This window comes from Pseudoxanthomonas sp. LjRoot125 (assembly GCF_964252705.1).
Taxonomy (GTDB): Bacteria; Pseudomonadota; Gammaproteobacteria; order Xanthomonadales; family Xanthomonadaceae; genus Pseudoxanthomonas_A.
Genome location: NZ_CAXUOY020000001.1, coordinates 1559877 through 1584108 on the forward strand (window position 1 = coordinate 1559877; position 24232 = coordinate 1584108).

The 24232-nt window shown below is 67.6% G+C and carries 22 protein-coding genes and 1 tRNA gene; 12 read left to right on the plus strand and 11 right to left on the minus strand.

What is annotated here, in order from left to right:
* Positions 1–12: 12 nt before the first annotated feature.
* The 6 genes from glnD (at position 13) to ACSION_RS07150 (ending at position 7313) form a co-directional block, all read left to right on the plus strand.
* Positions 13–2607 carry a [protein-PII] uridylyltransferase gene (gene glnD, locus ACSION_RS07125; RefSeq protein ID WP_435306676.1) on the plus strand — a complete coding sequence of 865 codons (2595 nt, stop codon included), beginning with the start codon at positions 13–15 and terminating at the stop codon, positions 2605–2607.
* Between the two features lie 22 nt (positions 2608–2629).
* Positions 2630–3481, plus strand: a complete 852-nt coding sequence (gene dapD / locus ACSION_RS07130) for a 2,3,4,5-tetrahydropyridine-2,6-dicarboxylate N-succinyltransferase (protein WP_142123821.1) — start codon at positions 2630–2632, stop codon at positions 3479–3481.
* A gap of 3 nt (positions 3482–3484) precedes the next feature.
* The gene (locus ACSION_RS07135; protein WP_435305440.1) at positions 3485–3847 is read left to right on the plus strand and encodes a Spx/MgsR family RNA polymerase-binding regulatory protein; all 363 of its coding nucleotides are present in this window, start codon (positions 3485–3487) and stop codon (positions 3845–3847) included.
* Positions 3844–4986, plus strand: coding sequence for a succinyl-diaminopimelate desuccinylase (gene dapE / locus ACSION_RS07140; RefSeq protein WP_435305441.1), 1143 nt, complete (start codon positions 3844–3846; stop codon positions 4984–4986). Before ACSION_RS07135 ends, dapE begins: the two co-directional genes overlap by 4 nt.
* A gap of 258 nt (positions 4987–5244) precedes the next feature.
* Positions 5245–6948, plus strand: coding sequence for an asparagine synthase B (gene asnB / locus ACSION_RS07145; RefSeq protein WP_435305442.1), 1704 nt, complete (start codon positions 5245–5247; stop codon positions 6946–6948).
* Positions 6945–7313, plus strand: coding sequence for a nuclear transport factor 2 family protein (locus tag ACSION_RS07150; protein WP_435305443.1), 369 nt, complete (start codon positions 6945–6947; stop codon positions 7311–7313). The genes asnB and ACSION_RS07150 overlap by 4 nt, the downstream gene beginning before the upstream one ends.
* Here ACSION_RS07150 and ACSION_RS07155 read toward each other — a convergent pair.
* Entirely contained in the window at positions 7301–9700 is a 2400-nt protein-coding gene (locus tag ACSION_RS07155; protein ID WP_435305444.1) for a penicillin acylase family protein, read from the minus strand. The two genes, ACSION_RS07150 and ACSION_RS07155, sit on opposite strands and share 13 nt — an antisense overlap.
* A 154-nt stretch (positions 9701–9854) precedes the next feature.
* Here ACSION_RS07155 and bfr point away from each other — a divergent pair, with 154 nt between their 5' ends.
* Positions 9855–10340, plus strand: a complete 486-nt coding sequence (bfr, locus tag ACSION_RS07160) for a bacterioferritin (RefSeq protein WP_435305445.1) — start codon at positions 9855–9857, stop codon at positions 10338–10340.
* Here the strand turns inward: bfr and ACSION_RS07165 are convergent, their stop codons facing one another.
* From ACSION_RS07165 to ACSION_RS07175, 3 genes are all read right to left on the minus strand, one after another.
* Entirely contained in the window at positions 10341–10997 is a 657-nt protein-coding gene (locus ACSION_RS07165) for a thiopurine S-methyltransferase (RefSeq protein WP_435305446.1), read from the minus strand.
* A 40-nt stretch (positions 10998–11037) separates the two neighbouring features.
* On the minus strand, positions 11038–13281 hold the full coding sequence (gene parC / locus ACSION_RS07170; RefSeq protein WP_435305447.1) for a DNA topoisomerase IV subunit A: 2244 nt from the start codon (positions 13279–13281) through the stop codon (positions 11038–11040).
* 124 nt (positions 13282–13405) lie between these two features.
* Positions 13406–13490: transfer RNA gene (locus ACSION_RS07175), tRNA-Leu, on the minus strand.
* A gap of 93 nt (positions 13491–13583) precedes the next feature.
* On the opposite strand from ACSION_RS07175, the gene rnr reads away from it, so the two are divergent.
* Genes rnr through ACSION_RS07195 form a run of 4 tightly spaced genes read left to right on the plus strand, consistent with a single transcriptional unit; the run spans position 13584 to position 18528 of the window.
* Positions 13584–16055: a ribonuclease R gene (gene rnr / locus ACSION_RS07180; RefSeq protein ID WP_435305448.1), complete on the plus strand. Its 2472-nt coding sequence runs from the start codon at positions 13584–13586 to the stop codon at positions 16053–16055.
* Positions 16056–16058: 3 nt separating this feature from the next.
* Positions 16059–16532 (plus strand): GFA family protein, encoded by a 474-nt coding sequence (locus tag ACSION_RS07185; RefSeq protein ID WP_435305449.1) that lies wholly within the window; start codon positions 16059–16061, stop codon positions 16530–16532.
* Positions 16533–16583: 51 nt separating this feature from the next.
* Complete coding sequence (rlmB, locus tag ACSION_RS07190) at positions 16584–17327, plus strand: 23S rRNA (guanosine(2251)-2'-O)-methyltransferase RlmB (RefSeq protein ID WP_093490471.1); 744 nt, start codon at positions 16584–16586, stop codon at positions 17325–17327.
* Between the two features lie 10 nt (positions 17328–17337).
* Complete coding sequence (locus tag ACSION_RS07195; protein ID WP_435305450.1) at positions 17338–18528, plus strand: P1 family peptidase; 1191 nt, start codon at positions 17338–17340, stop codon at positions 18526–18528.
* Positions 18529–18540: 12 nt separating this feature from the next.
* Here the strand turns inward: ACSION_RS07195 and ACSION_RS07200 are convergent, their stop codons facing one another.
* A complete protein-coding gene (locus ACSION_RS07200; protein WP_435305451.1) occupies positions 18541–19077 on the minus strand; it encodes a helix-turn-helix domain-containing protein in 537 nt (178 codons plus the stop codon).
* Positions 19078–19197: 120 nt separating this feature from the next.
* Here ACSION_RS07200 and rhtA point away from each other — a divergent pair, with 120 nt between their 5' ends.
* On the plus strand, positions 19198–20088 hold the full coding sequence (gene rhtA / locus ACSION_RS07205) for a threonine/homoserine exporter RhtA (RefSeq protein WP_435305452.1): 891 nt from the start codon (positions 19198–19200) through the stop codon (positions 20086–20088).
* Here rhtA and ACSION_RS07210 read toward each other — a convergent pair.
* The 6 genes from ACSION_RS07210 to phoU form a co-directional block, all read right to left on the minus strand.
* Entirely contained in the window at positions 20085–20585 is a 501-nt protein-coding gene (locus tag ACSION_RS07210) for an O-acetyl-ADP-ribose deacetylase (protein WP_435305453.1), read from the minus strand. The genes rhtA and ACSION_RS07210 overlap by 4 nt on opposite strands.
* A gap of 19 nt (positions 20586–20604) precedes the next feature.
* A complete protein-coding gene (gene rnt, locus ACSION_RS07215) occupies positions 20605–21234 on the minus strand; it encodes a ribonuclease T (RefSeq protein ID WP_435305454.1) in 630 nt (209 codons plus the stop codon).
* A gap of 76 nt (positions 21235–21310) precedes the next feature.
* The gene (locus tag ACSION_RS07220) at positions 21311–22063 is read right to left on the minus strand and encodes an HvfC family RiPP maturation protein (RefSeq protein WP_435305455.1); all 753 of its coding nucleotides are present in this window, start codon (positions 22061–22063) and stop codon (positions 21311–21313) included.
* A complete protein-coding gene (locus ACSION_RS07225) occupies positions 22056–22907 on the minus strand; it encodes an HvfB family MNIO-type RiPP peptide maturase (protein WP_435305456.1) in 852 nt (283 codons plus the stop codon). Before ACSION_RS07225 ends, ACSION_RS07220 begins: the two co-directional genes overlap by 8 nt.
* A gap of 51 nt (positions 22908–22958) precedes the next feature.
* Complete coding sequence (locus ACSION_RS07230) at positions 22959–23369, minus strand: HvfA family oxazolone/thioamide-modified RiPP metallophore (protein ID WP_435305457.1); 411 nt, start codon at positions 23367–23369, stop codon at positions 22959–22961.
* A 147-nt stretch (positions 23370–23516) separates the two neighbouring features.
* Positions 23517–24227: a phosphate signaling complex protein PhoU gene (phoU, locus tag ACSION_RS07235; RefSeq protein ID WP_093490480.1), complete on the minus strand. Its 711-nt coding sequence runs from the start codon at positions 24225–24227 to the stop codon at positions 23517–23519.
* Between the last annotated feature and the right edge of the window lie 5 nt (positions 24228–24232).

Consider the following 24232-nt stretch of genomic DNA (forward strand, 5'->3'; position numbering starts at 1 on the left):
CGGCTTCCGGACATCGGCCCGGATGTCGCCGATGACGCGGCCTGGTCTGCCGCGGCCCGTATCTCGCTGGGCCACACCGATGCCCGCCTGGACAAGCGTTTCGACCAGGATGACGGCATGGACCGCATCCTGGCCTTGCGCGCACGCGCGGTCGACCATCTCCTGAAAGACGCGTGGTTGCGCTGCATCCCCGAGCACGCGCCGATGGCCCTGTTCGCCGTGGGCGGTTACGGGCGCGGCGAACTGTTCCCGCAATCGGACGTCGACGTGCTCGTGCTGGCCGGCAGCGACGTGCAGCTGGCCCATCACGATGCGGTGGCGCGTTTCTTCGCCACGCTCTGGGATGCAGGCCTGCCGATCAGCCACAGCGTGCGCTCGGCCGCCGAATGCACTGCGGCGGCGGCCGCGGACCAGACCGTATTGACCGCGCTGATCGAAGAGCGCCTGATCGTCGGCGAGCCCGTCGACGAAGGTCTGCTGATCGATGCGATCGGCCCGGCCCGTGTGTGGCCGCCGCGCGATTTCTTCGTGGCCAAGCGCGAGGAACTGCGCATCCGCCACGCGCGTTTCGGCGACACCTCGGACAATCTCGAACCCAACATCAAGGACGGTCCCGGCGGCCTGCGCGACCTGCACACACTGGGCTGGATGGCGCTGCGCACGTTCGGGGTGCGCGACCTGGAGCCGTTGGTGGGCATGGGCCACCTGGGCCAGGACGAAGCCGTGGCCCTGGCTCGCGAACGCCGTGCGCTGGGCCGCCTGCGCTACGGGCTTCATCGCGTGGCCGGGCGTGCGGAAGAACGCCTGCGCTTCGACTACCAGAAGACCCTGGCCCAGCGGCTGGGTTTCGCCGACGACGCGGAAAATCTCGGCGTCGAAAAGATGATGCAGGGGTTCTACCGCAGCGCCGCCATCGTGCGCCGGATCAGCGACCGCCTGCTGCAGCGCTTCGAAGAGCAGTTCGACGGCGAAGCGCTGGCCGAACCGCTGGACGCGGACTTCGCGCTGCGCCGTGGCTACCTCGCCGCGCGCGACGCCGCTTGGCCGTCCGGCGATGCCTCGCAGGTTTTCGCGCTGTTCGCGGCGTGGGCCGCGAACCCGCAGGTGCGCGGGCTGCATTCGCGCACCGCGCGCGCACTGGCCGAATCGTTGCCGAAGCTGTCGTCGTATCCGCAGGCGGGCCGCAGTCAGCGCGATGCCTTCATGGCCTTGCTGCGCGGACCGCGTGCGGTGGAAACGCTCACTCGCATGGCGCGGCTGGGCGTGCTGGGGCAGTGGATTCCTGCCTTCGCCCGCGTCTCCGGACGCATGCAGTTCGACCTGTTCCATGTCTATACCGTCGACCAGCACACGCTGATGGTGCTGCGGAACATCGCCGCCTTCGCCGCCGGTCGCGCCGATGAGCGCTTCTCGATCGCGCACGAAGTGTGGCCGCGGCTGCGCAAGCCCGAACTGCTGCTGCTGGCCGGGCTCTTCCACGATATTGCCAAGGGTCGCGGCGGCGACCATTCCGAACTTGGTGCGGTCGACGCACGGGAGTTCTGCGCCGCGCATGCACTCAGCGAATCCGATACCGAACTGGTGGCTTGGCTGGTGGAGCAGCACCTGCGCATGTCGGTGACGGCGCAGAAGCAGGACATCGCCGACCCCGACGTGATCCATGCGTTCGCCGCCCTGGTAAAGGACCGCGAGCGGCTGGACTATCTCTACCTGCTCACGTGCGCCGATATCGCGGGCACCAGCCCGAAGCTCTGGAATGCGTGGAAGGACCGGCTGCTCGCCGACCTCTACTTCGCTGCGCGCCGCGTGCTGCGCGAGGGGCTCGAGAATCCGGTGGCCGTGGAAGAACGTCTCTCGGAGGCGCGCGGCAGCGTGCGCGCGCTGCTGGAGGTGCAGGGCATGACGGCGGCACAGGCCGACACCTTGTTCGCCACGATGCCGGAAGAGAGTTTCCTGCGCTTCCGCCCCGAGCAACTGGCGTGGCAGGCCCATGCCATCCGCGGTGCAGCGGTCGGCGAGACCCGCGTGCGTGCCCGTCGCATCGCCGACGACGCCGATGCGATGGAGGTGTTCGTCCATTCGCCGGACCGTGACGGCCTGTTCGCCGCCATTCTTGCCACGCTGGATCGCATGGGCTTCGCGATCCACCAGGCGCGCGTGCTGGTGGGGCCGCAGGGCGCCATCTTCGATACCTTCGAAGTGTTGCCGGCCGATACCTACGCGCCGCGCGACCCGGCCGACATCGAGCACGGGCTCGGCGAAGCGCTGGCACGACCGCTGGACAGCGTGCGCACGTCGCGCCGCGCGGTGCCGCGCCAGCTGAAGCATTTCCGGTTCGCGCCGCGCATCGAATTCGGCGCCACGCCGGATGGTCGCCGCACGATCCTCGGCTTGGTCGCGCCCGACCGCCCCGGCCTGCTGTCCGACGTCGCCCAGGTGCTGCGCCGCCAGCGCCTGCGCGTGCACGACGCACGCATCGCGACTTTCGGCGAACGCGCCGAGGACGTATTCCAGATCACCGACGAGCACGACCAGCCCCTTACAGATACTGTCGAACAGGACGCGCTGCGCGACGCGCTGCGCGCCGGCCTAGATACCCCCACCTGAGCAGAACCCAGCAGGACGTTTGATGACCCGCAAAGCCACCAAGACCGAAGAACTGAAGTCCACCATCGAGAGCGCGTTCGAGCGCCGCGCCGAGCTGACACCGGCCGAGATCGAGGGCTCCACCCGCACCGCCGTCGAACTGGCCATCGAAGGCCTGGAAGCCGGCAAGTTGCGCGTGGCCGAGCCGGACGGCAAAGGCGGCTGGAAGGTCAACGAGTGGCTGAAGAAAGCCGTACTGCTGTATTTCCGTGTCAACGAGATGGAACTGGTCGAGGCATATCCCGCGCCGTTCTGGGACAAGGTCGAAGCGCGTTTCGGCGCCTTCGACGAGAACGACTTCCGCAAGCTGGGCGTACGCGTGGTGCCAGGCGCCATTGCCCGCCGCGGCACGTACTTCGGCAAGGACGTGGTGCTGATGCCGAGCTTCGTCAACATCGGCGCATACGTCGGCGAAGGCACCATGGTCGACACCTGGGCGACGGTGGGTTCATGCGCCCAGATCGGCAAGCACTGCCACCTGTCCGGCGGCGCCGGCATCGGCGGCGTGCTGGAGCCGCTGCAGGCCAGCCCCACCATCATCGAAGACCATTGCTTCATCGGCGCACGCTCGGAAGTCGTCGAAGGCGTGGTGGTCGGGCATCACAGCGTGATCGGCATGGGCGTCTTCATCGGCCAGTCCACCCGCATCTACAACCGCGCGACGAAGGAAATCACCTACGGGTACGTGCCGCCGGGCAGCGTGGTGGTGTCCGGCTCGCTGCCGGCCGCGGACGGTTCGCACTCGCTGTACTGCGCTGTGATCGTCAAGCAGGTCGACGAGAAGACGCGTAGCAAGACCAGCGTCAACGAACTGCTGCGTGGCTTGGCGGACTGATCGATGGCGACGACGCTTTATGGCCTGAAGAACTGCGATACCTGCAAGAAGGCGACGAAGTGGCTCGACCGCTTCGGCGTCGCGTATGAATTCATCGACTACCGCGACAACCGGCAGGCGCCGGAGACGCTGAAGGAGTGGGCGGAGAAAGCGGGTGGCTGGGACGCGTTGATCAACAAGTCGTCGACGACGTGGCGGCAGTTGCCCGAGAACCGCAAGTCGCCCGGTTCCGATGCGGAATGGAAGCTGTTGCTGAAGGAGTATCCGCAGCTGATCCGCCGTCCGGTGGTGATCGGTGGCGTGGCGGGCTTTTCACAGGGCTTCAGCGACAATGGCTTCAAGAAACTGTTTGGAGCCGGCTCGTGAGCGACGTCGTTGAGCTTTCCAGCGAACTGATCCGTCGCCATTCGGTCACGCCCGACGATGCCGGATGCCAGCAGGTGCTGGCGACGCGGTTGAACCAGTGGGGTTTCCACTGCGAGCACCTGCGTTTCGGCGATACCGACAACCTGTGGGCGACGCACGGCAGCGGCGAGCCCGTGCTGGTGCTGCTCGGCCATACCGACGTGGTGCCGCCGGGGCCGCTCTCCGCCTGGACCAGCGATCCGTTCGTTCCGACCGTGCGCGATGGCGTGTTGTACGGGCGCGGCACGGCGGACATGAAATGCAGCGTGGCCGCGTGCACGATCGCGCTGGAGCGCTTCGTCGATGCGCATCCAGACCATCCGGGCACCGTCGCGCTGCTCGTCACGTCGGATGAAGAAGGCGATGCGCACGACGGCGTGAAGAAGGTCGCGGCGCTGTTCCGCGAGCGCGGCCAGCGGATCGACTGGTGCATCACCGGCGAGCCCTCCTCCAAGGAACTGCTCGGTGACCTGCTGCGCGTTGGCCGGCGCGGCACGCTGACCGGCACGCTCAGCGTGCATGGCGTGCAGGGCCACGTCGCCTATCCGCACAAGGCGCTCAATCCGATCCACAAGGCGCTGCCGGCGCTGGACGAGCTCGCGGCGCGGCAATGGGACGAGGGCTACGAAACCTTTCCGCCGACCAGTTTGCAGATATCCAACATCCACGCCGGCACCGGCGCCAGCAACGTCATCCCCGGTGAATTGCAGGTGGTGTTCAACCTGCGCTTCAATCCGTCATGGACGGCGGAGAAACTGGAGCAGGAGATCGAGGCGATCTTCCGTAAGCACGGGCTGGAGTACAGCATCACCTGGCTGCGTGGCGGCGAACCTTTCTACACGCCGGAGGGCCACCTGCGGGCCACGGCGCGCGCGGTGCTTGGCGAGTTCGCCGGTGCGCCGCCGGAAGAGAGCACCGCGGGCGGCACCTCGGATGCCCGCTTCATCGCGCCCCTGGGGGCGGAATGCATCGAGGTCGGTCCGGTCAATGCCAGCATCCACAAAGTCGACGAGCATGTCCGGGTGTCCGATCTGGAAGCGCTGCCGGGCCTGTACCAAGCGCTGGTGGAACGCCTGATGCTGACCCGGCCCGCCAGCTGATGGCGGCAGGCGAGCGGGTTCCCTTACGGATGAAACAGTTGCGCGGCCCCGCCGGGACCGGTTACGTTCGCCCCATGCCTTGCCGCGCCACCATCGCCAATAACCGCAACAACCTGCGCCCGAACAACCGGGCGCGGGCGATGCGGCTCTGCGACTAGGCAAAGAAAGACCTGCCGGATTCCAGAAACCCGCATCGCAAGATGCGGGTTTCTTCGTTTCAGGCCTCCGATCCCGAACCCCACCCAGGAGCTTCCACCCATGTGTTCCATCTTCGGCATCTTCGGGCTGCAGCCCGGCGACGACATCGCGGCGCTGCGACGGCAGTCCCTCGAGCTTTCCCAGAAGCAGCGCCACCGTGGGCCGGACTGGAGTGGCGTCTACCACGACGACGGCGCGATCCTGGTGCACGAGCGCCTGGCCATCGTCGATCCGGCCGGCGGATCGCAACCGCTGCGCTCGGCCGATGGCGCGCTGGTGCTGGCGGTCAACGGCGAGATCTACAACCACCGCGAGCTGAAGGCGGAACTGGCGCAGGACTACGCGTTCCAGACCGGCTCGGACTGCGAGGTCATCAACGCGCTGTACCGCGAAGATGCACCTGCCTCCTTCCTCAACCGCCTCAACGGCATCTTCGCGTTCGCGCTGTGGGACAAGGCGAAGGGGCGCGCGCTGATCGCACGCGATCCCATCGGCGTCTGCCCGCTTTACTGGGGCCACGACCGCGAGGGCCGCCTGTGCGTGGCGTCGGAGATGAAGGCGCTGGCGCCGATCTGCGCGGACGTCGCGCAGTTCCCGCCTGGCCACTACTACGATTCCGCCACGCGCGAACTGGTGAAGTACTACGCCACGGCCTGGCGCGAGTATTCCGCGGTGGAAGGCGTGCAACTGGCGAAGGACGAGCTGCGCGAAGCCTTCGAACGCGCCGTGCATCGCCAGCTGATGACCGATGTGCCCTATGGCGTGCTGCTGTCGGGCGGGCTGGATTCCTCGCTGGTCGCCGCCGTCGCTGCACGCTATGCGCGTCATCGCATTGAGGACAACGACACGACGGAAGCCTGGTGGCCGCGCCTGCATTCCTTCGCCATCGGCCTGGACGGGTCGCCCGACCTGGCCGCGGCTGAAGTCGCGGCGAAGGCGCTGGGCACCGTGCACCACGGCTTCACTTACACGTTCCAGGAGGGCCTGGATGCGATTCCCGAAGTCATCCGCCACATCGAGACCTACGACGTCACCACCATCCGCGCGTCCACGCCGATGTACCTGCTGGCGCGGCGGATCAAGGCGATGGGCGTGAAGATGGTGCTGTCGGGCGAGGGCAGCGACGAGATCTTCGGCGGCTACCTGTACTTCCACAAGGCGCCAAACGCGCGGGAATTCCACGAAGAGCTGGTGCGCAAGCTGGATGCGCTGCACAACTACGACTGCCTTCGCGCCAACAAATCGATGATGGCGTGGGGCGTGGAGCCGCGTGTGCCGTTCCTGGACGTCGAGTTCCTTGACGTGGCGATGAAGATGGACGCTGCGCACAAGATGATCGACAAGACGAGCCAGGGCGCGAAGCGCATGGAGAAAGGCGTGCTGCGCGAGGCGTTCGATGGCTACTTGCCGGAATCGATCCTGTGGCGGCAGAAGGAGCAGTTCAGCGATGGCGTCGGCTATGGCTGGATCGACGGGTTGAAGGCGCACGCCGAAGCGCAGGTCAGCGATCGCGAACTGGCGGCAGCCGACAAGCGCTTCCCGGTGAACCCGCCGCAGACCAAGGAGGCCTACTTCTACCGCACGCTGTTCGAGCAGCACTATCCGGGCCAGGCCTGCGCCGAGACGGTGCCGGGCGGCAAATCGATCGCGTGTTCGTCGCCGGCCGCCATCGCCTGGGACGCCAGCTTCGCGAAGATGGCCGATCCGTCCGGTCGTGCCGTCGCCGGCGTGCATGCGTCCGCGCTGCAGGCGACGACGACATGACGCCGTCCGACGTCGTGCGCGAATGGGTCCGCCGCTTCAATGCGGCGGACGTCGACGGCTTGGCGGCGTTGTACGCCGAGGATGCCATCAACCACCAGGTGGTGACCGATCCGCTGCACGGCCGCGAGGCGATCGCGAACCTGTTCCGCACCGAATTCGCGCGCGCGACGATGGTGTGCGAGGTGGAACAGATCCTCGAGGACGGCGAGTGGGCCGTCATGGAATGGCGCGATCCGCTCGGACTGCGCGGCTGCGGCTTCTTCCACGTGCGCGAAGGCCGCATCGTGTTCCAGCGCGGCTACTTCGACCAGCTCAGCTTCTTCCGCCAGCAGGGGCTGGCGGTGCCGGATCACTATTTGGGTTGAGCGTTGGCGGGCCGCAGCGTGAGCGTGTGGGTCGCTTCGCCCGGCAGGAAGGGCGTCGGCCTGCCGTGCACCCAATCGTCATGGCCCGCCCCCCAGAACGGCGACATGGGATGACCGCTCTGGCCGCCGGGCATGTGGATGATGCCATCGGCCTCATGCCCCGGCGAGACCACCATGCGTTCGGACGCACCGAACGCCGGGCCCTGCACGCGCGGCATGGCGCCGTCGCCGGCCAGCGGTTCGCCGGGCATGCATAGCCGCGGCTTGAGGAAGGCGGGCAGCGCGTTGGCCAGCGGATGGCAGATCTTCGCCGTGTTGCGCTCGCCCCAGCGGCGCTCGGCCAGCGGTCCCTGCTGGGCGAGGTCGTCGCGCACTTCCTTCGCGGCGTCTTCGAGCAGCGCGTCCCAAGTCTGGTAGCGACGCGACAGCAGATGGGCGGGGCGCTGCTCGAGCAACGGCCACACCACGCCTTCCAGCTGCGGCAGGTCGGGCATGATGAAGTCCTCGCCGAGTGCCGCCTGTGCGGGCGCGGTGAGGCCGTCGGCGATGCGCGCATGCACGGCCAGGCGCCACGCGCGGACCAGGCGGTAACTCACCGAATCGACGCTCGCGGTGCCGTCCCAGGTCTTGCCGGCGTCGGCGAGGGCTTTCACGGCGGAATCCGCCGGCAGCTTCTTCGCTTCGTCCTGCAGCAGCGTCCACCAGCGCTCCAGGAACAGCGCGCGATCGTCCAATTGGATCGCCAGCAGGTCTTTCTCGGTGAAGCGATCTTTCGCCATCAGGCCATCGCGGATCTGCTTGGCGCGTGCGCCCAGCGCATACCCGCCATCACCCACGCGGGCGAGGGCGGTGCCGTCCAGCACGCGGGCGTTGGCGGTCCAGAGACGATGGTTTTCCGGCGACGTCAGTACCGGCGAGAGTTGGAAGGAGAGATCCCACGGCTTGCAGGGCGGGGCCGCAGCGTCGGCGGGTGTCGTCATCGCAATGCCATCGAGGGCATGCGTACATGCCCCCGCGCGCGAAGGCAGTGGCCCGAGGATGCGCCAGGCGATGCGGCCGTTGCGGTCGGCGACGACCAGGTTCTGCGCGGGCGTGGCAGTGCGCTGGGCCACGGCGAGGGCGGCGGACAGATCGTCTGCACGCGCGAGCTCCGACAGGCCGAAGTTCAACGCGCCCGGTTGCTGTGCCACCCAGCGCAGCGCAAGCGCGGGCCGATTGCCCTTTGCGGGATGGACGATCGGGCCGTGGCGCGTATCGAGCACCTCGAACGCCACGTCGTCACCGCCGGCGACCTTGATGGTCTCGGCGTGGCGCTCCACGGCTTCGCAGCCTTCGGCCGTCTTGCCCGCGCACGGCACCACCGGATACCAGTCGGCCGTGTCCGCGTAGCTGTTGGTGAAGCCCCAGGCGACGCGTCCGTTGCTGCCGACGATGATCGCGGGCAAGCCCGGCAGGCTGAAACCCGACACATCGACCTTGCCGCCCGGCGCGTGCGGGTCGGGATAGCGCAGGCGCACGCGGAACCAGATGCCGGGCGCGCGCAGGCCCAGGTGCATGTCGTCGGCGACGATGGCGCGGCCATCGGCGGTCAGCGCACCGGCAACGGCCCAGTTGTTGCTGCCAGGGGTGCCCTTGTCGGCCAAGCGCTGATGGGAATCCGTCTTCGGCATCGGCAGCGTGCGCAGGTCCACCTCGCTGGCATCGGGCAGCGTGGCGTTGCCGCGCGGCTCTCCGAAGAGGGGCGCGTCCCATTCGGTGCCGTCGTGCGCGAGCAGGTCGTAGAGGCCCTGCGGCAGGTGCTGGCGGATCTGCCACAGGCCGAGCTCGCGCACGTTCTGACCATCCTGCAGGTCGAAATACATCGCGTAGCCCGTCAGTGCGGAATCCAGCACTTCCCAGCCACGCGGCTCCTGTCGCAACAGCAGGTAGGGCCACGGGCGCGCGCGCAAGTTGCCGAGACCGGCATTCACGCCGTCGGCATACGCCTGCAGTTGCGGCATGCGGTTGCCCGCGAACGCGTCCAGGTGGTCCGACACGCGTGCGCGGATGCGGTGTACGCGACGTTCTTTGTCCAGGTCGATGGCGATGGGGCCGAACAGCTCCGCCAGCTCACCCGCCGAGCTGCGGCGCATCAGGTCCATTTCGAAGTAGCGCTCTTGCGCGTGCACGTAGCCGAGCGCGCGGACCGCATCGGTCTCGCTGGCCGCGTCGATGGTCACCACGCCCAGCGCGTCGCGCTGCACGCTGGTCGGCGCGGACAGGCCGGCCAAGCCGGACTCGCCGTCCAGCTGCGCCAGGCTTCCCCGCAGCATCCACCATGCGACCAGCACCACTACCCCGATCAGGGCCAACAGCAGCAGCGCGATGCGCCGGGTCCACTTCAGCATTGCGGGTCCTGAGGGTAGGGGCGGGCGGGCCGATTATTCCACGGAAGCGATGACCATCCATGCCGCGATGCGACGACGAACGCGACTGATTCCGATTCGGTCGCCGGCGCACGGGATCGGGCATCCTGTGCGCCTCGCCACAGGAGCCGCCCCCATGAAAGGCCACCCGGACGTCGTCGAATACCTCAAGTTCCTGCTGCGCGGCGAGTTGGCCGCGCGCGACCAGTACTTCATCCATTCGCGACGCTACGAGGACCAGGGCCTGAAGGCGCTGTTCCACCGCATCGACCACGAGATGCAGGAAGAAACCCAGCACGCCGACGCACTGCTGCGCCGCATCCTGTTCCTGGAAGGCGACCCGGACATGCGCCCGGAAGCCTTCACCGCCGGCACGACCGTCGAAGAAATGCTCCAGCGCGACCTGGAAGTCGAATACGCGGTGCGCGCGCACCTGGCCAAGGGCGTGGCGCTGTGCGAGCAGCATGGCGACTACGTCAGCCGCGAAATCCTGCTGACCCAGCTGCAGGACACCGAAGAAGACCATGCGCACTGGCTGGAACAGCAGTTGGGCCTGATCAAGCGCCTGGGCATCCAGCTGTACCTGACCTCCAAGCTCGACGGCGAACCCGCCGCCGAGTGATCAGCCGCGACGGAGACGGTAGACCGCCGTCTCCAGCGCGCTCAGGCCTTCTTCGCGGAAGCGCGGCTCCTGGTCCAGGATGTCGCGCCGCTCCAGCAGCGTGTGCCGCCACGGCGTGGCGAACAATGCCTCGACCTCCGGTTGCTCCACCGAGAACGGTGGTCCGGCTTTTTCGGCTTGCGGGTATTCCAGCGTGATCAGCAGGCCTTGCGCTCCCGCGGGGAGCGACGCGTAGACCGTGTCGCGATAGCGCAACCGCAGGTCCGCGGGCAGCGCGATCAATGCCGCACGGTCGTAGACGCCGGCCACGTCCGCGAACAGCGCCGGATCCACGCCGAAGGCGTCGCCCAGGATGATCTCCACCGGCCCCGCGCTGAAATGCTCGCCGTAGCGACTGGTGGTCCGCACCGGTTCGAGTCCGGCCTCCTCGAAGAATTGAGTGACCGCCAGCGGCGACAGCTCCACGCCGAGCACGCGATGTCCCTTCGCTGCCAGCCAGTGCATGTCCAGCGATTTCCCGCACAGCGGTACCAGCACGCGCGCGCCTTCCGGCAGTTGCAGCGACGGCCAATGCTTCTCGAGCAACGGCATCACGTCGCTGCGGTGGAAGCCGATCTGGCCTTCCTGCCAACGCTGCAACCAGAAATCGGCGTCCATTGGTGAATCCTCCCGGGGTCTTGGAAGCGTCGTGAGTGCGTTACTGGATATCCAGCCCGTCGACCTTCTGCCACCCACGCGGCAACAACCCACCCCGCGTCGCTCGCGCGCCGACATATTCGTCCAGGTCCTTGAACGACAGGCTCATCGTGCGCTGCCCGCTCTTCACCAGCAGCGTGCTGCCCGGCGTGACGGCCGCGATGGCGACCACGCGCTCGGTGCCAAGCTTGGCCTTCGGGATCTCGATGATCTTGTTGCCTTTGCCCTTGTCCAGTTCCGGCAGCTCGCTGACCGGGAAGGCCAGCAGGTGGCCCGCACTGGTCACGGCGACGATGCGATCGGTCTCGGTGTTGGGCACCTGCGCCGGCTGCAGCACGTTCGCGCCCGCGGTCAGGTTGAGCATCGCCTTGCCCGCCTTCTGGCGGCCGGTGAGGTTCTCGAAGCGGGTGACGAAGCCATAGCCATGCGACGAGGCCAGCACGAAGCGGCTGTCGTTGTCGCCGCTGGCCAGCGCCTGGAACGACGCGCCGGCGGCAGGCGAGAAGCGGCCGGTCAGTGGTTCGCCATTGCCGCGCGCCGACGGCAGCGTGTGCACGGCGGTCGAGTAGCTGCGGCCTTCCGAGTCGAGGAAGGCGACCTGTTGCGTGCTGCGCGAGCGCACCGCCGCCAGCAGGCCATCGCCCTCGCGGTAGGACAGCGTGGCGGCATCCACGTCGTGGCCCTTTGCGGCGCGTATCCAGCCCTTCTCCGACACCACCACGGTCATCGGTTCGCTGGCGACCAGTTCGGTTTCGTCCAGCGCCTGCGCGGCATCGCGCTGCACCAGCGGCGACATGCGGGCGTCGCCGAACTTCTTCGCGTCGGCCGTCAGTTCGTCCTTGATCAGCTTCTTCAGCTTCGCCTTGGAATCCAGGATGCCGGCGATCTTCTCGCGTTCGGCCTGCAATTCGTCCTGCTCGCCGCGGATCTTCATTTCCTCGAGGCGGGCGAGCTGTCGCAGCTTGGTCTCGAGGATGTAGTCCGCCTGCTCCTCGCTCAACGCGAAGCGGGCGATCAACGCGGCCTTCGGCTCGTCTTCGGTGCGGATGATGCGGATCACTTCATCCAGGTTGAGGAACGCGACCAGCAAGCCCTCCAACAGGTGCAGGCGACGCTCGACCTTCTCCAGCCGGTGCTTCAGGCGGCGCGTCACCGTGTCGCTGCGGAAGGCCAGCCATTCGGTCAGCAGCATCTTCAGGTTCTTGACCTGCGGACGGCCGTCCAGCCCGATGATGTTGAGGTTGACCCGGTAGCTCTTCTCCAGGTCGGTGGTCGCGAACAGGTGGCCCATCAGTTGTTCGGCGTCCACGCGGTTGGAGCGCGGGATCAGCACGACGCGCACCGGATTCGCGTGGTCAGATTCATCGCGGATGTCTTCCAGCCAGGGCAGCTTCTTCGCCCGCATCTGCGCGGCGATCTGCTCGATGACCTTCGAGGGCGATACCTGGTAGGGCAGCGCATCGATCACGAGGTTGGCGTTGTCCTTGCGCCACACGGCGCGTGCGCGGACGCTGCCGGTCCCGTTCTCGTAGAGCGTGCGCAGATCCGACGCCGCGGTGATGATCTCCGCCTTCGTGGGGTAGTCCGGGCCGCGCACGTGTTCGCACAGGTCGGCGACCGTCGCGTCCGGATCATCGATCAGGCGGATGCATGCGCTGACGATCTCGTTGAGGTTGTGCGGCGGCACGTCGGTGGCCATGCCCACGGCGATGCCGGTGGTGCCGTTGAGCAGCAGGTGCGGCAGGCGCGCCGGCAGCCATGTGGGTTCCTCCAGCGTGCCGTCGAAGTTCGAGGCCCAGTCCACCGTGCCCTGGCCGAGTTCGCCCAGCAGCACTTCGGCGATGGGGGTGAGCTTGGATTCGGTGTAGCGCATGGCCGCGAACGACTTCGGGTCGTCCGGCGAACCGAAGTTGCCCTGGCCTTCGATCAGCGGATAGCGGTACGAGAACGGCTGCGCCATCAGCACGAGTGCTTCGTAGCAGGCGCTGTCGCCATGCGGGTGGTACTTGCCGATCACGTCACCGACGGTGCGTGCGGACTTCTTCGGCTTGGCGCCCGCACTGAGGCCGAGTTCGCTCATCGAATAGATGATGCGGCGCTGCACGGGCTTGAGCCCATCGCCGATGAAGGGCAGGGCGCGGTCGAGGACCACGTACATCGAGTAGTCGAGGTAGGCGCGCTCGGCGTACTCGCGCAGCGGGATCTGTTCGAAGCCGTGGAAGGTGGGGCGGATGGTGTCGCTCATCGGGTGCATTCGTCTGCAGCAGTGTCCTGCCGCAATTCTACCCGTCGCGGTCTCAGCGCTTGAGCGCGCATTTCAGAAGACCGGAAACGAAAAACCCCCGCTTGCGCGAGGGTTTCGTTTTGCGTGGTGCCCAGGAGAGGACTCGAACCTCCACGGTTTTACCCGCTAGTACCTGAAACTAGTGCGTCTACCAATTCCGCCACCTGGGCAGGTAAGCGAGGCGCGCATTTTGAGGACAGGGCGGGGGAATGTCAACGGGTGTCTTCGCGCGGTGTTGTTCAGGCGGGGTGTACGATGCGCCGATGACCAAGAAGACCCCTACTGGCGGCGGCAAGAAGCCCGCCGCGTCCGCCAAGGCCGGCGCGAAGCCGGCCTCCCGCAACACCTTCGGCAAGGCGGGCAAGCCTGCCGGCAAGCCGGGCAAACCGGCCAAGAAGAGCCTCCCGCCCTGGATGCCCGATCTTCCCGCATCGGGCGGCCGTACCAAACACGATGCGCCGGCCCCCCGTCGCGCCGGTCCGCCGCCGCGCGCTGCGGGGCGCTTCATCGATCCGCACGCACAGCGCGAGGCGCAGCGTTATGACCAGCCCATCGCCAGTCGCGAAGCCATCCTCGGCTTTCTGGAAGCGGCCGAGGGTCCGCAGACCGCTGAGGAAATCGCGGGTCCGTTGGGCCTGGACGCGCCCGACCGTTTCGATGCGCTGTCCAAGCGACTCGGCGCGATGGTCCGTGACGGCCAACTGGTGCAGAACCGCCGCGGCGGCTTCGCGCCGGTACAGCACACCGACCTGATCGCCGGCACGGTAATCGCCAATCCCGACGGCTTCGGTTTCCTGCGGCCGGACACCGGCGGTGGCGACGACTTGTTCCTGCCGCCCTACGAGATGCGAAAGGTCATGCATGGCGACCGTGCGTTGGCCAACGTCACCGGCATCGATCGTCGTGGCCGCCGCGAAGGCAGCATCGCGCGCGTGCTGGAACGCGGCGTCACCCGCCTGATCGGGCGATTCGGTTTCGAGGTGGGCATTGCCTACGTGGCGCCGGACGACAAGCGCATCCAGCGCAACGTGCAGATCCCGCAGGACGCGACCGGTGGTGCGCGCGATGGCCAACTGGTCGTGGTCGAACTGACCCAGGCGCCGGATGCGCGTCGTCCGCCCATCGGCAAGGTGATCGCCGTGCTCGGCGACAGCCTGACGCCGTCGCTCGTCGTCGAGGCCGCCATCCACGGGCACAACCTGCCGCACGAGTTTCCGCAGGAAGTGCTGGACGAAGCCACCGCGGTGCCGCTGGTGGTCGAGCCGGCGATGATCGGCGACCGCGTCGACCTGCGGTCCACGCCGCTGGTGACGATCGACGGCGAAGACGCGAAGGATTTCGATGATGCCGTGTACTGCGAGCCCACGCGCGACGGCTTCCGTCTGATCGTCGCCATCGCCGACGTGTCGCACTACGTGCGTCCCGGCACGCCGCTGGATGATGAGGCGCAAAAGCGCGCGACCTCGGTGTACTTCCCCGGATTCGTGGTGCCGATGCTGCCGGAGACGCTGTCCAACGGCATCTGTTCGCTGAACCCGAAGGTCGATCGCATGACCTTCGTCTGCGACATGCACGTCAATCGCGACGGTGAAGTGACGCAGTCGAAATTCTACGAAGCGGTGATGAACTCGCACGCGCGCCTGACCTACACGCAGGTGTGGAAGGCTGTCGGCGAGAACGATGAAGACACCCGCGCGCAGATCGCCGCGGTGCTGCCGCATGTCGAGCGGTTGTACCAGCTGTACCACGTGCTGGCGAAAGCGCGCGCTACGCGTGGCGCGATCGAGTTCGAAAGCTCGGAAGTCCGCTTCGTGCTGGACAATCGCGGCGAGGTCACTCAGGCCGGCATGCTGGTGCGCAACGACGCGCACAAGCTGATCGAGGAGTGCATGATCGCCGCCAACGTGGAAGCCGCGAAATACCTGCTCGCCGCGCATATCCCCGCGCCGTACCGCATCCACGACAAGCCGCCGGAAACCAAGTACGCGGATCTGCTGGAATTCCTGAAGGAATTCAAGCTGTCGATGCCGTCCTGGGGCAAGGTGCAGCCGAAGGATTTCACCCAGTTGCTGAAGAAGGTACGCGAGCGTCCGGACGCCGCCTTGCTGGAATCGGTACTGCTGCGCAGCCAGAGCCTGGCGGTGTACGCGCCCGAGAACGTCGGCCACTTCGGCCTGGCGCTGGCGGCTTACGCGCACTTCACTTCGCCGATCCGCCGTTATCCCGACCTGCTGGTGCATCGTGCGATCAAGCACGGGTTGACGAAGCAGAAGCCCGATGCCTTCCAGTATTCGTCGCGCGACATGGCGGCGCTGGCGTTGCAGTGTTCCGAGCGCGAGCGCCGTGCCGACGAGGCGGAGCGCGAAGTCGACGAGCGTTATCGCGCGGCCTGGATGGAGAAGCATGTCGGTGGCCAGTTCGATGGTGTCATCAGTGGCGTCACCAGTTTCGGTCTGTTCGTGGAGCTGGACGAGTCCAAGGTCAACGGCCTGGTCCACGTGACCCAGCTCCCGCAGGACTACTACCACTTCGACCCGACGCGGAAGACGCTGTCGGGCGAGCGCCGGGGCCTGTCGTACCGCCTCGGCGACCGCGTGCGCATCATCGTGCTCAAGGCCAGCCTGGAGGACCGCAAGATCGACTTCCGCCTGGTCGAGGACAAGACCAAGGACAGCGGCCTGCCGCCGCCCCCGCCGCGCGGCCAACCCGCCAAGCGCACCAAGAAGAAGTACTGAGCCATGGGCGAGGCGGTCCGTACCGGTGGCTGCCAGTGCGGCGCGATCCGTTTCCGCGTCACCGGCGAACTGACGGACGCGTCCATCTGTCATTGCCGGATGTGCCAGAAGGCCTTCGGGGCCTACTACGCACCGTTGGTGTCGACGCGAGGCGCGCGGCTCGAATGGACGCGCGGAGCGCCGAAGCGCTTCCGCTCTTCGAACGTGGTCCAGCGCGGCTTCTGTGGCGATTGCGGTACACCGCTCACCTACGAAGCGCCGGACGGCGTGGCCGTGGCAGCGGGCGCCTTCGACGATCCGGCCGGGCTGGCCCCCTGGGTGCAGTACGGCATCGAAGGCAAGCTTCCCTACGTGGATGGCTTGCCGGCGCTGCCGCAGCGGCGTACCGAGGAGGACGAGGCGGCGGCCGCGTTCCTCGCCGACGTGGTGTCGTTCCAGCACCCAGACCATGACACGCCGGTCTGGCCGCCGCGCTGAGCGGCGGGTCGGTGCGATAATGCCGGCCTTTCCAGGGCGGCCGTACAGCGCATGAGCAAGCAGAACCAGTGGATCGTCGGCGTCAACGCGGTGGCTTCGGCCATCGAGAACGATGCCGACAACGTGCGCGAGGTGCTGGTCGAGGGCGGCAGCAAGAACGCGCGCCTGACCGAGATCGAAGAGAACGCGCGCCGCAAGGGCATCGACGTGCGCCGCGTCACCGGGCAGGCGCTCGACGGCGTGGCGGGTTCGCTGCGCCACCAGGGCGTCGCCGCGCGCTATGCCGCCGCGAAGACCTGGGACGAGGGCGAGCTGCAGGGCCTGGTCGAGGCCGCCGAGGGCAAGGCACTGCTGCTGGTGCTGGATGGCGTGCAGGATCCGCACAACCTGGGCGCCTGCCTGCGCAGCGCCGCGGCGGCCGGCGTCACCGCGGTCGTGATTCCCAAGGACAAGTCGGTGGGCGTGAATGCCACCGTGCGCAAGACCTCGGCCGGCGCCGCGGACACCATCCCGGTAGTGCAGGTCACCAACCTGTCGCGCTGCCTGCGCGACCTGCAGCAACTGGGCGTGTGGATCTACGGCCTCGCCGGCGAAGCGGAGGCATCGCTGTACTCGCTCGACCTGCGCGGCAACGTGGCGCTGGTGCTGGGCGGCGAAGCCGACGGCCTGCGCCGGTTGACGCGAGAGAACTGCGATGGCCTGGTGAAGATTCCCATGCCCGGCGAGATCGAAAGCCTCAACGTGTCGGTCGCCGCCGGCGTCACCCTGTTCGAAGCCGTCCGCCAACGCCAGTAAAGGAATCCGCATGCCCGCTGCGCCGCACCGTTCCTCGATCCGGCTGGCGGCGCTGCTGCTTGCCGCCGTTTCCACCAGCGTTTTCGCGCAGGACGCACCGCGTGCACGCGCTCGCGATCTGGGCGTGGCGCCGGGCATCTTCGCCCCCGGCACGCACAACGCGATCACCGACGTGGCGGGCGTGCGGGTCGGCCAGGTGACGCTGGTGGAGGGCGACACCGTGCGCACGGGCGTCACTGCGATCCTGCCGCATCCTGGCAACACCTACCGTTCGCGCGTGCCTGCTGCCGTGCATGTCGGCAACGGCTTCGGCAAGTTCATCGGCAGCACCCAGGTCAACGAACTGGGCGAACTCGAAACCCCCATCGTGCTGACCTGCACGTTGTGCGTGTGGAAGGCCGCCGATGCGATGGCGGCCTGGATGCTGGAGCGTCCCGACATGCAGCAGGTGCGGTCGCTCAACGTCGTGGTCGGCGAGACCAACGATGGTGGCCTCAATGACATCCGCGCGCGCCCGGTCACCGCCGAGGCCGTGCGACGCGCACTGGACACCGCCCGCGATGGCGTGGTGCAGGAAGGCAGTGTCGGCGCGGGCACGGGGACCGTGGCGTTCGGTTGGAAAGGCGGCATCGGCACGTCGTCGCGCAAACTTCCTGCATCGCTGGGCGGGTGGACGGTGGGTGTGCTGGTGCAGGCCAATTTCGGTGGCGTGCTGCAGGTGTCCGGCGCGCCGGTGGGGCGCGAGCTTGACCGTTACGCCTTCCAGAACGCCGTGGCGGCGAACGCGAACGGTGCGCGCGGCCGTGCGGACGACCGAGGCGACGGTTCCATCATCATCGTCATCGCCACCGATGCACCCCTCGGTGACCGCAACCTCCGCAGGCTCGCCTCGCGCGGCATGATGGGGCTGGGGCGCACGGGCAGCGCTGCCTCCAACGGCAGCGGCGACTACATCATCGCGTTCTCCACCGCGGACTCCGTGCGCCGTGCATTCGACGCGCCGCGACTGGACACCCGCGAACTGGCGAACGAACAGACCACCGCGGTGTTCCAGGCCAGCGTCGATGCGGTCGAGGAAGCGATCTACAGCGCGCTGTTCATGGCCACCACCGTCAGCGGCAATGGCGAGACGGTGGAAGCGATCCCGCTGGATCGCGTGCGCGATGTCCTGCGCCGGCACGGCATCGCCCCGGCGAAGTGATGCTCTCGTGGCTCAGTGCACGACGTTGCGGATGAAGCGCAACGGCGCCTGCCCGTCGTTGCGGTAGGCGTACTTGCAGTCGCTGGGGAAGACGAAGAAGTCGCCCGCGTCGATCACCTGCTCGCCATTGGGCAGTTCCACCGTCAGCTGGCCGTCGATGACGTAGAACATCTCGTGCCACCCAGCAGGATCGGCGCCCGAGGTGTAGCGATCGCCGGGCATCAGCGTCCAGGCCCAGAGTTCGACATCGTGCGCCGCGGGCGCGGTAGCCAACAGCACGGCCTGCGAGCCGGGCGTCGTGCCGCTCCAGGCGAGGGCTTCGATCCGGCGCAGGTCACGGGCCGGTGCCTTCACCAGGTCGGCGAAGCTGACCTGCAGGGCTTCAGCGATGCGGTCCAGGGTGTTCAGGCTGACATTGGCGTCGCCGGATTCGATGCCGACCAGCATCCGCCGGCTGACGTCGGCCGTCTCGGCCAGGGCTTGCTGGCTGAGGCCGGCGGCGGTCCGCAGGCGGCGGACGTTCTCGGCCACGTGTTCAAGTACGCTCATGGAGAGGGGTTGCGCAATATATTGCGCATCAGCTAAGCTTCGATTGCGCAATATAGTGCGCAATCGTATCCCCCCACAAGCACAGGGCGCTCCGCGTGCCCTGTGCAGGCCGTCCTCCCCATGAACTTCGTCTCGTCTTCTCCCGCCGCATCGCGCTGGCAGCCGATCGCCCTGCTGCTGGTCGCCATGGTCTCCATCCAGTCGGGCGCATCGCTGGCCAAACATCTGTTTCCCGCCGTCGGTGCGACGGGGGCAACCGCGCTCCGCCTGGCCCTGGCGACGCTGCTGCTGGTCGCGGTGTTCCGCCCCTGGCGCATGCGCGTCGAGCGGCACCAGTGGCCCGCGTTGCTGGCGTACGGCATCTCGCTGGGCCTGATGAACCTGATGTTCTACAAGTCGCTGGAAACGGTGCCGCTGGGCATCGCCATCGCGCTCGAATTCACCGGGCCGCTGGCGGTGGCGCTGTTTGGCTCGCGGCACCTGCGCGACGTCGTCTGGGTGGCGCTCGCGGTGCTGGGGCTGGTACTGCTCGTGCCCAAGCAGGGCACGCAAGCGCTGGACCCGATGGGCGTGGCGTATGCGCTGGGGGCGGGCACGTGCTGGGCGCTGTACATCGTGTTCGGGCAGAAAGCGGGTGGTGAACACGGCCCGCAGACCGTCGCGCTGGGTACCTGCATTGCCGCGGTGGTCGCGGTGCCGTTCGGCGTCGCGCATGCCGGCACCGCGCTGCTGTCGCCCGCGTTGCTGCCGATCGCGCTCGCGGTCGCGCTGTTGTCGACGGCCTTGCCCTACAGCCTGGAAATGGTCGCGTTGACGAAATTGCCGACCCGTACGTTCGGCATGCTGATGAGTCTGGAACCCGCCATCGGCGCACTGTGCGGCCTGCTGTTCCTGCACGAACAACTCACCATGCTGCAGTGGCTGGCGATCGTCGCGATCATCGTCGCATCCGCGGGCGCCGCGATGACGACGCGTGCGCCGGTGGAGTCGGCGGGCAGCGGCGAAGGTTAGGCCAGCAGCGCGCGATAGAGCGCCAGATCGTCCTGGGAAAAGCAGCAGAAGATCACGCTCGACGGCAGCGTCGCATTGGCCAGGGTGGTGCGCACGGTATCGACCGCCACGCGCGCCGCGAGATCGGCGGGATACCCGTAGATGCCGGTACTGATGCAGGGAAATGCGAGGCTGAGCACGCCATGCCGCGCCGCCAGCGCGAGGCTGCCGCGGTAGCAGGCTTCCAGCAGCGCGGGTTCGCCCACATCGCCGCCGCGCCAGACCGGGCCGACGGTGTGGATCACGTAGCGCGCGGGCAATCGATAGCCGCGGGTGATCTTCGCTTCGCCCGTGCGGCAGCCGCCCAGCAGGCGGCATTCGGCGACGAGCTCCGGCCCGGCGGCGCGATGGATGGCGCCGTCGACGCCGCCACCGCCGAGCAGCGATGAGTTCGCCGCATTGACGATGGCGTCGACGTGCAGCGTCGTGAGGTCGGCCAGGAGCGCAGTCAGCTGCATCGCAGGCTCACGCGGAATCTCAGGCCGATGGCCGCGGCCACGCGTTCGCGATCGTGCAGAACAGGCGGGCGGTCTGTTCGGCGTCGTAGACGGCGGAATGCGCGTCCTCGGCGTTCCAATCGAAACCGGCGGCGGCGACGGCACGCGCAAGCACGGTTTGGCCGTAGGCCACGCCGGCGAGCGTCACCGTGTCGAACACGCTGAAGGGATGGAACGGGTTGCGCTTGTGGCCGACGCGTGCGACCGCGGCGTTGAGGAAGTTCAGGTCGAAGTGCGCGTTGTGGCCGACCAGGATCGCGCGCTGGCAGCCGTGCTTCTTGACTGCCGCGCGTACCGGCGCGAACACGTGGTCCAGCGCGTCCTTCTCGTGCTTGGCGAAGCGGAAGGGATGGTCGAGGTCGATACCCGTGACTTCGAGCGACTTGGGATCGATCTCCAGCCCGGGCGCCGGATGCAGGTGCACGCTGGAGGTGGTGCCGGGCACCAACAGGCCGTTCTCGTCCAGGTCGAGCGGGACCGCGGCCAGTTCGAGCAGGGCGTGCCGGTTCCAATCGAAGCCGCCGGTTTCCACATCCACCACGACCGGCAGGTAGCCGCGGAAGCGGTGGGCCATGGGTGTGATGCGGGCGGTTTCGGCGGCGTTTTCCATGCGCGGAAGGGTAGCAGACGGCGCGGCCGCTTCCTGTGCTGGAACCACAACCGCGCGTGAGTGTCGCCGGTCGCGACTACAGTGGGGCTGGCTCCACACCCAGCAGCGTGCCTTCCTCGCGCATGCGCTGCAGCATGGCGGTGCCCTGCTCGATGAAGGCGCGCACATCATCGACGCCGGCCTCGTCGGCGAGCTGGCGAAGGACGTCGGCCCCGCTGCGTTCTCGCGTACCCAGGAGTTCGACCAACCGGTAGACCAGCGGCGAGATCGCGGCGAACCGGACTTGCTGGTCGTCGCCACGCCGCACGAGCAAACACGTGGGTTCGGCGGGAGGCACGTCGGGCTGGTAGTCGGGGCCGACGCGATGCACCGGCCACTGGTACGCCAGCGCCCATGCGAACGGCGACACCACGGGCACGCCCGCGAGCAAGTCGCCTTCCGGATCATGCGGGGGCACGGTGTCGTCGGCGATCTGCAGCGCCAGCTCCACCCATTCGTAGTGGGCGAGTTCGCGCAACCACGGCGGATCGCTGTCGACCGTGCGGGTGTCGAGGAAGCGGATGAACTCGCGCGCGACCTCGGGGAACAGCGGCGTGTGGCTGCGATGGTTGGCGTAGAAATCCCGCACCAGGCGGCGCCAGGCATCATCGCCCAGGGTCTTGCGGATCACCGGGAAATTGCCGGCCAACAGCCCTTCGATGTTGTTGAAGAACAAGTCGCGATAAACCGCGAGCCGCCGCTCCTCGATGCCGGGCGGCGGCGGATGCGCGGAGGGGTCCCGCAGATGCCGCGACAGCGCGAACTGCTGGTCATGCAGGGTGTCAGCCATGGGTCGTGCGTACGCTCGCGCTTGCGTGTGCGATCTGCACGTGGCGGATGCGCTGCACTTCGGCGCTGAGCTCGGCCAGCGGCGGAAAGTTGAAATCGCGTTCGAGCAGGGTGGGGCGGACGCCATGCTGTTCGTACGCCAGCGACAGTAGCGACCAGACATCGTCCTTCACCGGTGCGCCATGGGTGTCCACCTTCAGGTCGTCGGCTTCGTCGTAGTGGCCGGCGATGTGGTACGACGCGATCCGCGCCGACGGCATGCGGGCCAGGAAGGCGCGCGCGTCGTAGCCATGGTTGATGGCATTGACGAAGATGTTGTTGACGTCCAGCAACAGGTCGCAGTCGGCTTCGTCGAGCACCGCGCGAATGAAGTCGGCTTCCGCCATCGCCTGGTAAGGCGCGGCGTAGTAGGAAACGTTCTCCACCGCGATCCGCCGGCCCAGGGCGTCCTGCGCCTGGCGGATGCGCGCGGCGACATGGTGCACGGCTTCCTCGGTGAACGGGATCGGCATCAGGTCGTACAGATGGCCGTCGTCGCTGCAGTAGCTCAGGTGTTCGCTGTAGAGCGACACGCCGTGCTGGTCGAGGAAGCGACGGGTGCGTGCGAGGAACGTGTCGTCCAGCGGCGCCATGCCGCCCAGCGACAGCGACAGTCCGTGGCAGGTGAGCGGGTGGCGTGAGGACAGTGCGTGCAATGCTTCGCCGTAACGGCCGCCGACGCCGATCCAGTTGTCGGGCGCGCACTCAAGGAAGTCGAAGCTGCCCGCGGGCGCATCCAGCAGGTCGTCGAGCAGCGCACGACGCAGGCCGAGGCCTGCGGAGGCGGTGGGTAGGGGTGTGGTCATGCAGAAAGGCATCGGGTCCCGGCGGTGGCGCCGGGACCCTTTCGCGCAGGCTTACTTGTCGCCGGTCTTCTTGTCGCCGCCGCACTTGCCTTCGCCACACTTGCCTTCACCGCACTTGCCCTCGGCACCCTTGGCACCCGCATGGGCCTTGTGCTCGGCAGCGTCGATGAAGCCGTCCTTGTTGGTGTCGATGCCGGCGAAGTCGGCCGCCTTGTCCGGATGGGCGGCCGCGAACTCGGCCTGCGAGACCTTGCCGTCCTTGTCGGTGTCGGCCTTGGCCATGCCGCACTTGCCCTCGCCGCACTTGCCTTCCCCGCACTTGCCTTCGCCAGCCTTCGCAGCTTCGGGCGCGGCCAGCAGGTAACCCTGCGCGAGCGGCTCCATCGCGAAGCTCGAACCGGCCAGCAGGATGCCGCCTGCCAGCGCGACAGCGACGGCAGCGGGTTTGGTGGTCTTGGACATCGTGTTCTCTCCCAGGGCGTGCGGGGGATCCGCACCAGCGTGGCGGGATTGTAGCGGCCGGACGTTAGCGGCCCGTTGGTGCCAGGCCCTGAACGGACAAGCCCCGCCGGAGCGGGGCTTGTCGCGTGTTGCGGTGCGGCGCAGGAATCAGACGGCGCCGGTGGTGCTGGTGTCGTCGCGCTTGGCCCGCGGCGGCAGCGGCTGTTCACCATGCACCAGGAACCACACGTTCTCGGCGATGTTGGTGGCGTGGTCGCCGATCCGCTCCAGGTTCTTGGCCATGAACAGCAGGTGCGTGCACGGCGTGATGTTGCGCGGGTCTTCCATCATGTAGGTCAGCAGCTCGCGGAACAGCGCGGTGTAGTGCGCGTCCAGCTCCGCATCTCGCTCGCGTACTTGTACGGCCTGTTCGGCGTCGCCGTTCTGGTACGCGACCAGTACATCGCGTACCTGGCGGGCTGCCAGCTTGCCGAGCGCGCGAAGGCCGGTGATTTGCGGCATCGGCGGCGACACGTTGAGGGCGATGGAACGCTTGGCGACGTTCGCGGCGTAGTCGCCGATGCGCTCGATGTCGGCCGGGATGCGCAGGCCGGCGAGGATCTCGCGCAAGTCGCGCGCCATCGGGCCGCGCAGGGCCAGGTGCATCACGTCGTGGCTGACCTGGTGCTCGATGGCGTCGATGGCTTCATCGTTGGCGATGATGCGTTGGGCGGCCTTGTCGTCCCGGCGTTCGACCACGTCCAGCGCGGCCTCCAGCTGGGCAACGGCGGTCTCGCCCATGCGGACGATCTCGGCCACCAGGCGGCGCTGTTCTTCGTCGTAGCTCTTCACGATATGGTCGTTGGGTTGTGTGTTCATGGGCG